The organism is Paenibacillus sp. JCM 9796, from assembly GCF_055379675.1.
Map to the genome: position 1 here is coordinate 4,687,797 of NZ_AP043723.1, position 11,670 is coordinate 4,699,466.

Below are 11,670 nucleotides of genomic sequence, written 5' to 3' on the forward strand. Positions count from 1 at the left end.
GGGAGGAAATGGAATGACCATTCAACCGGACGAACTGATGACGCTCGCCGTCGAAGCAGCGGAAGACAAAAAAGCGATGAACCTGGTTACACTGAATTTACGGGGAATTTCCTTGATTGCGGACTATTTCGTTATTTGTCACGGGAACTCCGAAACGCAGGTCCAGGCGATCGCTACGGAAATTCGCAAGCGGGCGGAAGAACGAGGAGCGCGTGTTCGCGGTTTGGAAGGCATGGATACGGCGCGTTGGGTACTGCTCGACCTCGGCGACGTGGTCGTGCACGTGTTCCATCGCGACGACCGGGAATACTACAACATCGAGCGCCTGTGGTCCGATGCGAAAGTGGTTGAGAAGGTATGAGGCTGGAAGCCGGAGTGGTCCGCAAGCTGGAGGTGGCCCGGGAGGTATCGCCGCACGGGTTCTTTCTTACCGATGGGGAGCAGGATGTGCTGCTGCATTATAGTGAAAAAGTCGGCGAAGTGAAGCCGGGCGATCAAGTGGACGTGTTTATTTATCACGATACGGAAGACCGGCTGACCGCTACGATGAAGAAGCCGCTGCTGACGCTCGGCGAAATCGCGCTGCTCGAAGTGGCCGATTTTCATCAACGGTTCGGCTGTTTTCTGGAGATGGGGCTCGGACGCCAACTGCTGCTGCCGTTTCGCGAGCTGCCGGAGCTGCCGGAGCTGCGTCCGAAGGTCGGCGACAAAGTATTTGTCAGCCTGGCGCATGACCGTCAAGGGCGTCTTGTCGCGAAGCTCGCGAAGGAAGAGGAGCTGCGCAAGCTTTGCTTCGCGGCGCCGCAGGATTGGAAAAACCGCCGCGTGGACGCGCGGGTATACAAGACGCTGCAGATGGGCACGTTCGTCGTTTGCGACGGCGGAGTGTTAGGCTTCGGCGTGATCGGGCTTATTCACGCGACTGAACGCACGCGTCTGCTGAGGCTCGGCGAAGCGGTGAACGTTCGCGTTGCCTTCGTCCGCGAGGACGGCAATGTGAATTGCTCGATGCGCGAGCCGAAGGAAGTCGGACGCGGCGAGGACGCAGAGAAGCTGCTCGCGTTCATGCGGGAGCGCCCGAACGGGGCGATGCCGTACTCCGACGAGACGCCGGCTGACTTGATCAGCCAACGGTTCGGGATGAGCAAGTCGGCGTTCAAACGCGCCGTCGGCAAGCTGATGAAAGAAGGGCTTGCTTATCAGGATGGCAGTTGGACGTATTTAAAGAAGGATGAATCGAAACCGGTTGCCGACTGATCCAGAGGGCAAGCGGTTTTCTTTTGCGGGAAGGCGGTGGGCGTGAAGATGGCTTATGAGCGGTTTTCTTATGTGTACGATCGGCTGATGGAGGATATGCCTTACGAGGAATGGCTGCAGTTTGCGCGGCAATGCTGGGATAAATACGGAACCCCTCGCACGGTGGTCGATTTGGGCTGCGGAACGGGCAGCCTGGCCATACCGCTGGCGAAGCTCGGCCACGAGGTGATCGGGATCGATTTATCCGGGGACATGCTGACCATTGCGCAGCAGAAAGCGGATACGGCGCAGCGGGAAGCGCCTTTCGCGAAGGGCGGCAAGCTCACGCTGCTGCAGCAGGACATCCGGGAGTGGAAGATCGGGAAGCCTGCAGATGCGGTCGTATCGTTCTGCGACTGCTTGAATTATTTGCTCGAGCCGGACGACCTGGCGGATGCGTTCCGGCAAACTTACGCTGGTTTGGCGCCGGGCGGAATATTTGCATTCGACATGCACACGCCTTATCAGCTTCAATCGTATTGGGAGTCACAGCCTTTCATGCTGAACGAGGACGATGTGGCTTATATCTGGACGTGCGATTTCGATAGCGAGCGCTGCGAGATTGAGCATGAGCTGACGGTGTTCGTCAAGGAGGACGAGGGCGCGAAGAGGGAGTCGGCAGGCGAAAGGTTCATCCGGGTCGACGAGACGCATCGGCAGCGGGCCTATCCGCTGGATCAAGTGACGCTCCTGCTGAAGGCAGCGGGCTTTCACGACATCTCGGTATATGCGGACTTTCTATGGAAGAAGCCGACGGAGGACACGCAGCGGGCGTTTTTTGTCGCGGTAAAAAAATAACGGGTTCGACCGCGCGCATGATTACTTTCCGAGCAAGTGAAGTATGAGCTGCAGCAAGCAGAGCACGATGCCCCACAGCGGCAGCGACAGCAGCAAACCGTTGACCAATCCGCGCACGGGCGAATCCTCCTTGCACCCTTTTACCTCAAGTATGGTCTGATGGGGGAAGCCGTAATCATCGACGGCTTGACATGCGGGATTTATTTTACATATAATGAGGGATAATTGGATTCATATTGAAGGCTGTGACAAGAAATAGTAGCGATCATGAGCGCATGCAGAGAGCCGGTGGAAGGTGCGAACCGGCGGCGGCGTGAAGCGAACTCGTCTTGGAGCCAGATGGCGAATGAAGGTGTATCGGCAGCTTGAAGTTAGCGGCAGCCGCACGTTCGTAACCGGATCGAGCGCCCCACGTTAAGGGGATCGAGTGGACGAGGGCAAAGCATGCCCGTCGTCAACTAGGGTGGTACCACGGGAAACCAAAGCTTCTCGTCCCTAGCGTCAGCTAGCGACGGGGGCTTTTTTGTTTGCTCGCAAATCGAAGGAGGATCAACTCGACATGACACAGGAAACAAGAGAAAACCAAGGGTACAACCCTTTGGTTATTGAGCCGAAATGGCAGCAGGTATGGGACAAAGAGAAGACGTTCAAGGTGCTTGAGGACGACGAGAAGCCGAAATTTTACGCGCTCGACATGTTCCCGTACCCTTCGGGAGCGGGGCTGCACGTCGGACACCCGGAAGGATATACGGCTACCGATATCGTATCGCGTTATAAGCGGATGCGCGGTTACAACGTGCTGCACCCGATGGGGTGGGACGCGTTCGGCCTGCCGGCCGAGCAGTATGCGCTGGATACGGGGAACGATCCGCGCGATTTTACGAATAAAAACATCGATACGTTCCGCCGTCAAATCAAGTCTCTCGGCTTCTCGTACGACTGGGACCGCGAAATCAGCACGACCGACCCGGATTATTACAAATGGACGCAGTGGATTTTCATCCAGCTGTATAAGAAAGGCCTGGCTTACGTCGACGAGGTGCCGGTGAACTGGTGTCCGGCGCTTGGCACAGTGCTCGCGAACGAGGAAGTCATCGACGGCAAGAGCGAACGCGGAGGTCATCCGGTCGTCCGCAAGCCGATGCGTCAATGGGTGCTTCGCATCACCGAGTACGCGGAGCGTTTGCTCGAGGATCTGGAAGAGCTCGACTGGTCGGAGAGTATCAAGGATATGCAGCGCAACTGGATCGGCAAGTCGAAGGGGGCGGAAGTGACGTTCCCGATCGAGGGGTATGCAGGCGAGGGACTCAAGGTGTTCACCACGCGCCCGGACACGTTGTTTGGTGCGACGTACTGCGTACTGGCGCCGGAGCATGAGCTGGTGGAGCGCATTACGACGGCGGCGCAGGCGGATGCGGTGAAGGCTTATCAGGAGCGCGCGGCGCATAAGAGCGACCTGGAGCGGACGGATTTGGCGAAGGAGAAAACAGGCGTATTTACCGGGGCCTATGCGGTGAACCCGGTGAGCGGCGGCAAGGTGCCGATCTGGATTGCCGATTATGTGCTTGCCGGATACGGAACGGGCGCGATCATGGCGGTGCCGGGTCACGACCAGCGCGACTACGAGTTCGCGAAGCAGTTCGATCTTCCGATCGTCCAGGTGGTTGAAGGCGGCGACTTGACGAAGGAAGCGTATGCCGGGGACGGCCCGCACGTGAACTCCGGGTTCTTGAACGGCTTAAACAACGAGCAGGCGATTGCCGCCATGATCGAATGGCTTGAAAGCAACGGCAAAGGTCAAGGCAAGGTGACGTACCGTTTGCGCGATTGGCTGTTCAGCCGTCAACGCTACTGGGGCGAGCCGATTCCGATTCTGCACCTGGAAGACGGCACAATGACAACCGTTCCGGAAGACCAGCTCCCGCTGCTGCTCCCGCAAGTGGACGAGATCAAACCGTCAGGTACGGGCGAATCGCCACTGGCGAACGTCGAGGATTGGGTCAATACCATCGATCCGGTAACGGGCATGAAGGCGCGCCGCGAGACGAACACGATGCCGCAATGGGCAGGAAGCTGCTGGTACTACCTGCGTTTCATCGATCCGAAGAACGATAAAGAAATTTGTTCGCCGGAGCTTCAGAAGAAATGGCTGCCGGTCGACTTGTATATCGGCGGCGCCGAGCATGCCGTGCTTCACTTGCTGTACGCCCGCTTCTGGCATAAGGTGCTGTATGACATCGGTGTAGTCGATACGAAGGAGCCGTTCCACAAGCTCGTCAACCAAGGGATGATTCTCGGCGAGAATAATGAGAAGATGAGCAAGTCGCGCGGCAACGTGATCAATCCGGACGAAATCGTAAACGAGTATGGCGCGGACACCCTGCGCATGTACGAGATGTTTATGGGTCCACTTGAAGCGACGAAGCCTTGGAACGTGAACGGTGTAGAGGGCACGTACCGTTTCTTGAACCGCGTATGGCGGTTGTTTGTCGGCGAAGACGGCGCCTTGAGTTCGAAGATCGATGCGAACGAGGAGCTTGGCAGCGAAGCGTTCAAGCGCACGTGGCACCGTACGATCAAGAAAGTGACGGAAGATTTCGAGGCGCTTCGTTTCAACACCGCGATCAGCCAGCTGATGATCTTCGTCAACGAGGCTTACAAGACGGACCGCTTGCCGAAATCGGCGATGGAGCATTTCGTGCAAATGTTGTCCCCGCTCGCTCCGCACATCGCGGAAGAACTGTGGGAGAAGCTCGGTCACAGCGACAGCGTGACGTACGTGGCATGGCCGACTTACGAAGAGGCTTGGACGGTTGACAACGAAGTGGAGATCGTCGTTCAAGTGAACGGCAAAATCGCCGACCGTGCGACAATTGCCGCCGACGCGGACGAAGCGACCATGCAGGAGCTCGCATTCGGGCTCGATAAAGTGAAGGAAGCGACGTCGGGCAAGACGGTGCGTAAAGTCATTGTAGTCAAAGGCAAACTCGTCAATATCGTTGTCGGGTAATATGAAAAAAAACCGCATGCCTGTGTTGCACCGGCATACGGTTCATAACGGAAAACGTGAAAGCATCGCGTTCAATCGACCTTGGTTCTGAATAACCGGGCTTCCACCTTTTCCACATCTTCTTCGTATTTAGCATGAGTTGTGCGGATCAGGTCATAGAAGACCCCGCACAGCTCTTTTTCCATTATTAAGAGCGCTTCGGCGGTAATACCGCCCGGAACGGCCACTCTTTTTTGCAGCTCCGCCGGGGAGAAGCCGCCGGTCGTCAGCAGCTTGCCGGTGCCGAGCGTCATTTCGCTGGCGAGCTGCGTCGCTTCCGCTTCGGAGATGCCGGTCGTTTGAACCGCGGCTTCGACGAATTTTTCCACGAAGAAGGCCAGGAAGGCCGGGCCGCAGCTGCTCAGGTCCGAGGAGATGCGCGTATATTGTTCGGACACGCGAATCGGAGCGCTGATGTGGGAGAGCAGGTTCTCGAGCAGATCCTCGTCCTCCGGCAGCATGCGATCGCCGTAAATGCACAGCGTCGCGCCGCTTAATACGTAGTTGGTGATGCTCGGGATGATCTTGGCGATCTTGCAAGGGAGCAGCTCCTCCAAGTGGCGGATCATCACGGGACTTGTGATCGAAACAACGGTTTGCTGCGACGAAACGACAGATTCGATTTCGTCAATGACGGCTTTGAATTCCATTGGTTTTACGCACAGGAACAGCAGATCGGACTCCGCAGCCGTTTGTTTATTGGAAGGGGCCGCTTGAAGGCCCGGATAGCTTTGTGCCAAACGTTCCACTTTCGTTAACGTGCGGTTGGTTGCGATGATTTGCTCCGGGTTTAGCGCTCCGGAACGGATGAACGCTTCGATGAGTATGCTCCCCATGCTGCCTGTTCCTATGAATCCTACTCGCATGACCATCCCCCCTGAATAGATTGCAGCCTTTTTCCATTATATAGGGGGGCGTTTGAAAATATGCATCATTTTTCCAGTTAGAAGGAAGGGATGAAGATGGGAAACGGTCATTCTCCCCGTTTCGGCGGAATTTGGCTCGGGATGGCGGGCTTGCTTGCGCTGCTGATTGTCGGCTTTGCGCTGAAGCCTATTCTGTTTGCAGCTCCTGACGCGGGCTTTGTCACGGTCGACGAGGCGATGCGCCGTATGCTTCAAGAGCAGTCGGGCGCGGAAGCGGGGACCGGGAAAGCGGAGGATGGGAAAGCGGAGGCCCAGAAAGCGGAGGCCCAGAAAGCGGAGGCCCAGAAAGCGGAGGCCCAGAAAGCGGAGGCCCAGAAAGCGGAGGCCCAGAAAGCGGAGGATGGAAAGGCCCCGAGTGGCCCGGGAGCAGGAACTGCGTCGGAGGCGTTGAAGCCGGCGGAGGCGGAGAAAGGGAAGCCGAACGAACCGGCGAACGACGCGCCGGAGGGAGCGAAGAAGCAATTGCCTTCCGCAGGCACGGAACCCGGTGCAGCGCAGCCCGCTCCGGGCGCAAGCGGCGGCAAGCTGAACCTGAATCTGGCGTCGGCCGACCAGCTCGATGCATTGCCGGGCATCGGGCCGAGCCGCGCACAGGCGATTATCGAGCTGCGCAGCAAGCTCGGCGGTTCGTTTCGCTCGGTGGATCAGCTCGGGGAGGTGAAGGGGATCGGCGAGAAGACGTTGAACAAGCTGAAGCCGCTCGTCACGGTCGGGACCGAGTGATGCCTTGCTTTTAATCATTTTGGAAATATGGCCGGTCCGGACGTTTCTAACGCGGTGCCTGCTTTCGTTTTTGCGAGAGATGTGCGACAATAGAGTTGTTTCTCATCCAATTCATGCCAATTTGAAGGAGGATTTGCACTCATGTCAGAACGCAAGCTTGCTTTGGAAACGTTAGCTGTTCATGCCGGCCAGGAAATCGATCCGACGACGAGATCCCGAGCGGTACCCTTGTATCAAACAACGTCCTACGGATTCCGGGATACGGATCACGCGGCCAATTTGTTCGGTTTGAAAGAGTTCGGTAACATATATACCCGCTTAATGAACCCGACCACGGACGTTTTCGAGAAGCGGGTGGCAGCGCTTGAAGGCGGGCTGGCGGCCCTCGCTACCGCATCCGGACAAGCTGCGATCACCTACTCCATCTTAAATATTGCCGGAGCGGGAGATGAGATCGTCTCCGCCTCCAGCCTGTATGGCGGCACTTATAATTTATTTGCGATTACGCTGGCGAAGCTTGGTATTCGCGTCCATTTCGTCGATTCCGCCGATCCGGAAAATTTCCGCCGGGCGATCACGCCGAACACGAAAGCTGTGTTTGCCGAGACGATCGGCAATCCAAGGGGCGATGTGTTCGATGTGGAAGCGGTTGCTGCAATTGCGCACGAACACGGCATTCCGTTAATCGTCGACAACACGTTCCCAAGCCCGTATTTGCTTCGTCCGATCGAACACGGCGCCGATATCGTTGTTCATTCGGCGACGAAATTTATCGGCGGACACGGGACGTCCATCGGGGGCGTGATCGTGGACGGCGGCCGCTTCGATTGGAAAGCGAGCGGTAAGTTTCCGGGCTTGACCGAAGCCGATCCGAGCTACCATGGCCTCGTCTATACGGAAGCGGTTGGACCGATCGCCTATATTATCAAAGCTCGGGTGCAGCTGCTGCGCGATATGGGGGCGGCGATCTCGCCGTTCAACTCGTTCCAGCTGCTGCAAGGACTCGAGACGCTGCATCTGCGTATGGAGCGGCACAGCACCAATGCATTGGCCGTGGCCCGCTTTCTGGAAAAGCACCCGTCCGTGGAATGGGTCAGCTATGCCGGTCTGGAAAGCCATCCGTCCTACTCGCTTGCTCAGAAATATTTGCCGAAAGGCCAGGGCGCAATTCTGACGTTCGGCATTCAGGGCGGCGTCGAAGCCGGCCGGAAGCTGATCAATGCGGTGCAGTTGTTCTCTCATCTGGCTAACGTGGGCGATTCGAAGTCGCTGATCATTCACCCCGCCAGCACGACGCATCAGCAGCTCTCGGAGCAGGAGCAGGCTTCGGCCGGTGTATTGCCAGGCATGATACGTTTATCGGTCGGCACCGAGGCGATTGATGATATCCTCTATGATTTGGACCAAGCAATCCAAGCAAGCCAGCAGTAAAGGAGAAGAGCTTGACCATGACTCGACGCAAAGACTGGGACACTTATTTTATGGATATCGCTTATATGGCGTCTACTCGATCGCAATGCGGCCGCAGGCACGTCGGGGCTGTGCTCGTGCAGGGCAAAAAACTGCTGGGCACCGCCTACAACGGAGCCCCGTCGGGCGTGCCGGATTGCTCGGAAGCAGGCTGCATGCTCGTTGAAGAATACGAGCTCGTCGATACAGCAAGCGGAGAGCAGGTAATCAAGAAGCAGCGATGCATCCGCACGATTCATGCGGAGCAAAACCTGCTGCTGTTCACCGACCGCGAGGACCGGGAAGGCTCGAGCGTGTATGTGACCGATCAACCGTGCTGGACGTGTGCCAACATGCTGGCGAACAGCGGCATTGTGGAGATCGTGTACCATCGGGCGTATCCGAAGGACAGCGAGAAAGTCAGCGCGTTAATGGCCCAAAAAGGATTGACGTTCCGGCGTATGGCAGAATATGAACCGCCGTCCGGTACGTTAGCCGAAGTGAAAAATTAATCGATTGCCAAGAGGAAGAACCTCCAATGATTTGCCGACAGGCGAATGACGGGAGGTTCTTTTTGTTGCTTATGCAGGGGGAGATGGGACTTGGGTTTGGCCGAAAGACCGGTCGTTCTGATCGTGCTGTGTTGGACGCTCGGCTATGTATTGGCGTACGTGTGGGGTCTGCAAACCGCAGGGATATATATGGCCTTAGCCGGTATCGCGTTCAGCGCGCTTCTTGCGGCGGCGAAGCCGAGAGGCTGGATGTGGCTGCTTGCCGCGGTTACCGTGCTGACGGCTGCCGGCTGGTATGGGGCGTACGATGATCGAAACCGGACCCTTATCGCTCCGGCCGCCGAGGAGGTGGAGCAGGTCGCTTTCCGCGGTCGCCTTGTGACGCCGGTAACGGTGGACGGAGATCGCGTTTCCTTTCAGGCGGTGGCGGAATCGGTTAAGCTGCCGGACGCGCAAAGGGTAGGTGAGGAGGGCGGTGAAGCTAGGGGCGAGAAGCTGCAGGTGTCCGTACGCTTGTTGAAGCAGGAGGAACAGCTCATGGCTGCGAGCTGGCGGCGCGGGGACCGGATTGAAATGACGGGAACGCTGAAACGGCCGTCAGAGGCACGCAATTTCGGCGCGTTTGATTACCGGCGATATTTGTATATGCACCATATTCATTGGCAGTTGACCGTCAAAGGAACGGAAGCAATCGTCGTGACGGCCCCAGGTCGCGGCGATTGGGGAGTGTGGCGGCTCGGGAGGTGGAACGACCGTTTTCGGGACGCGCTCGCTTCGAAAGTGGACGCGTTGTTTCCCGAAGAACAAAGCGGCTTTATGAAAGGCATGCTGATCGGCTTGACGGATGAGATCGACCCGGAGCAATTCGACGCTTTTTCCCGGCTTGGTTTGACGCATATTATTGCGATTTCCGGATTAAACGTAGCGATCTTTCTAGGCTGCCTGATCTGGCTGCTGCGGCGCATCGGATTGACCCGTGAGACCTATCTGTGGACGGCGATGGGCTTTATCCCGCTCTATATAGCGGCAACCGGGGGCTCTCCTTCCATCGTCCGCGCCGGGATGATGGCGATGATCGGCCTGTACGCGGCTTACCGTAACCGGTTGAAGGACGGCCTGCACCTCGCGTTCATCACCGGACTTGCCATGCTCGCGTGGCATCCCTATTACTTGACCGATGTCAGTTTTCAGCTCTCGTTTCTCGTGACGATCGGCATTATCGTTCTTGTGCCGAAGGTGAGCAAGCTGCTTCCGGTCACGAATGTGAAGCTGCGCGACGCCTTGTCGATCACGCTTGTCGCACAATTCGTATCGTTTCCGCTGACGATCTATTATTTCAATCAATTTTCGCTGCTGTCCTTTGCCGCCAACTTGGCGCTCGTTCCGGTTTTCAGTTTAGTTGTCATGCCGGTCGGAACGGTTGCCATGCTGCTTGGATTCGTGTCTATGGAGGCGGGCGGCATACTGGCCTGGATCGTGGAGAAGGTCAACGGGCTGTTATTTGCGGTTGTGACTTGGTGCAGCGAGCTGCGGTTGTTTCAGACGATTTGGCCCAGTCCAACCGTCGGTTGGATGGTCTTCTATTACGGAGGGCTGGCGGGGCTTGTATGGCTGGGGCTGCAAAGGAAGCAGCAAGTTGAATCCGCTTCGGAAGACAGCGGGCCTATGCTGGATTCGGTTCTTGTTATGCACTGGAAAACACGCTTGCATCGATGGAACCGCCGTGTCCTGCTGCCTGGGGCTGTCATTGGCTTAGGACTGGTGTTGTGGGTAGGGTACCGTCCGCTGCAGGAATATTCGCGGCAGGGCAAGGTGCAGTTTATTGACGTCGGACAAGGGGACAGCATCTTGATCCATTCTCCTGGAGAGGCCAGACACATCTTGGTCGACGGCGGGGGAACGGTGTCGTTTCGCAAGCCCGGGGAATCATGGAAGGAGCGGAGAGACCCATATGAGATCGGCCGCAAAACGCTCGTGCCGCTCCTGAAGAAGCGCGGCATCCAGCAGATCGACGAGCTCATCGTGACGCATCAGGACGAGGATCATTTCGGGGGGCTGCAGGCGGTCCTGGAAGACATTCCGGTGAAAAGGCTGCTGTTTAACGGAACGTTGAAGCCAATCCCGAAGGTGAAGCAGTTGTTTGAAACGGCACTTGCCCGGGGCACCCAGCTTGTCCCGATACAAGCCGGAGACCGGTTGAAGGTCGGGGCGGATACCGAGCTGTTATTTTTATTTCCCTTCAGTGAGATGGCGCAGCCGGAACGCACGACGGTCCGGTTGGAATCCGATCAAAATCCGATCTCGCTCGTATTCATGATGAAGATGGGCGGAACGCGATGGCTTTTTACGGGAGATATCGGGGTGAAGGAGGAACTGGAGCTGCTGGAACGTTGGTCCGCACTAACTCCGGAGCAGGGGGGAGGCTTGCATTTGCTGGAACAGCCGATCGATGTGTTGAAAGTCGCCCACCACGGAAGTAAATCGTCAACCGCCGACCCATGGTTGGAAGCTTGGCGACCGAAACAAGCGGTCATCTCCGCCGGAGCGAACAATGTGTATGGGCACCCGAGTCCGCAGGTGATGAAGCGGTTAAGCAGCCGCGGTACGCTGATTCACCGAACGGACCGCCACGGGGAGGTGCAAATGATGGTGAAGGAGGGGCAAATCTCCGTTCGCCGGAAGTTGGAATGAGGTGACAAGTGGATTGAAGGAATATGTAAATTAGGATAAAATACCCATATATTCAGATCGAAAGAAAGGGTTAAATCGGATTTTATGTTGAGGGTGATATCGATATTATCGAGTAAAAACGACAACAATCCAATATCGCAGTACTTGTCTTTTTAACGATGAACGCATCGATATTGTCTATTTATGTAACTGAAACGACTTTGAGCGAAGTGGACGGGCATTGGGC

The 11,670-nt window shown here is 56.8% G+C and carries 9 protein-coding genes; 8 read left to right on the top strand and 1 reads right to left on the bottom strand.

All coding sequences use genetic code 11. The features are described from left to right. Positions 1–13: 13 nt before the first annotated feature. The 4 genes from rsfS to leuS all read left to right on the top strand — a co-directional run bounded on the left by rsfS (position 14) and on the right by leuS (position 5,104). The gene (gene rsfS / locus ACZ439_RS22565; RefSeq protein ID WP_054796727.1) at positions 14–361 is read left to right on the top strand and encodes a ribosome silencing factor; all 348 of its coding nucleotides are present in this window, start codon (positions 14–16) and stop codon (positions 359–361) included. Further along, complete coding sequence (locus tag ACZ439_RS22570) at positions 358–1,257, top strand: CvfB family protein (protein ID WP_127606937.1); 900 nt, start codon at positions 358–360, stop codon at positions 1,255–1,257. Before rsfS ends, ACZ439_RS22570 begins: the two co-directional genes overlap by 4 nt. Before the next feature lie 48 nt (positions 1,258–1,305). After that, a complete protein-coding gene (locus ACZ439_RS22575) occupies positions 1,306–2,094 on the top strand; it encodes a class I SAM-dependent DNA methyltransferase (protein WP_464621162.1) in 789 nt (262 codons plus the stop codon). 559 nt (positions 2,095–2,653) lie between these two features. Further along, entirely contained in the window at positions 2,654–5,104 is a 2,451-nt protein-coding gene (leuS, locus tag ACZ439_RS22580) for a leucine--tRNA ligase (RefSeq protein WP_054796743.1), read from the top strand. A 71-nt stretch (positions 5,105–5,175) separates the two neighbouring features. On the opposite strand, the gene comER is transcribed toward leuS, so the two are convergent. Continuing rightward, positions 5,176–6,009, bottom strand: coding sequence for a late competence protein ComER (gene comER / locus ACZ439_RS22585; protein WP_127606933.1), 834 nt, complete (start codon positions 6,007–6,009; stop codon positions 5,176–5,178). Positions 6,010–6,105: 96 nt separating this feature from the next. On the opposite strand from comER, the gene ACZ439_RS22590 reads away from it, so the two are divergent. The 4 genes from ACZ439_RS22590 to ACZ439_RS22605 all read left to right on the top strand — a co-directional run bounded on the left by ACZ439_RS22590 (position 6,106) and on the right by ACZ439_RS22605 (position 11,444). Further along, positions 6,106–6,792: a ComEA family DNA-binding protein gene (locus tag ACZ439_RS22590; RefSeq protein WP_464620238.1), complete on the top strand. Its 687-nt coding sequence runs from the start codon at positions 6,106–6,108 to the stop codon at positions 6,790–6,792. A gap of 141 nt (positions 6,793–6,933) precedes the next feature. Continuing rightward, on the top strand, positions 6,934–8,223 hold the full coding sequence (locus tag ACZ439_RS22595) for a homocysteine synthase (protein WP_054796724.1): 1,290 nt from the start codon (positions 6,934–6,936) through the stop codon (positions 8,221–8,223). Between the two features lie 17 nt (positions 8,224–8,240). Continuing rightward, positions 8,241–8,753 carry a deoxycytidylate deaminase gene (locus ACZ439_RS22600; protein ID WP_054796723.1) on the top strand — a complete coding sequence of 171 codons (513 nt, stop codon included), beginning with the start codon at positions 8,241–8,243 and terminating at the stop codon, positions 8,751–8,753. 90 nt (positions 8,754–8,843) lie between these two features. Next, entirely contained in the window at positions 8,844–11,444 is a 2,601-nt protein-coding gene (locus ACZ439_RS22605; protein WP_464620239.1) for a DNA internalization-related competence protein ComEC/Rec2, read from the top strand. Positions 11,445–11,670: the final 226 nt, after the last annotated feature.

Excerpts from the sequence above, each read along its gene's own strand:
- ACZ439_RS22570 (WP_127606937.1), top strand. The coding sequence starts at position 358 with ATGAGGCTGGAAGCCGGAGTGGTCCGCAAGCTGGAGGTGGCCCGGGAG.
- ACZ439_RS22575 (WP_464621162.1), top strand. The coding sequence starts at position 1,306 with ATGGCTTATGAGCGGTTTTCTTATGTGTACGATCGGCTGATGGAGGAT.
- ACZ439_RS22590 (WP_464620238.1), top strand. The coding sequence starts at position 6,106 with ATGGGAAACGGTCATTCTCCCCGTTTCGGCGGAATTTGGCTCGGGATG.
- ACZ439_RS22600 (WP_054796723.1), top strand. The coding sequence starts at position 8,241 with ATGACTCGACGCAAAGACTGGGACACTTATTTTATGGATATCGCTTAT.
- leuS (WP_054796743.1), top strand. The coding sequence starts at position 2,654 with ATGACACAGGAAACAAGAGAAAACCAAGGGTACAACCCTTTGGTTATT.
- rsfS (WP_054796727.1), top strand. The coding sequence starts at position 14 with ATGACCATTCAACCGGACGAACTGATGACGCTCGCCGTCGAAGCAGCG.
- comER (WP_127606933.1), bottom strand. The coding sequence starts at position 6,009 with ATGCGAGTAGGATTCATAGGAACAGGCAGCATGGGGAGCATACTCATC.
- ACZ439_RS22595 (WP_054796724.1), top strand. The coding sequence starts at position 6,934 with ATGTCAGAACGCAAGCTTGCTTTGGAAACGTTAGCTGTTCATGCCGGC.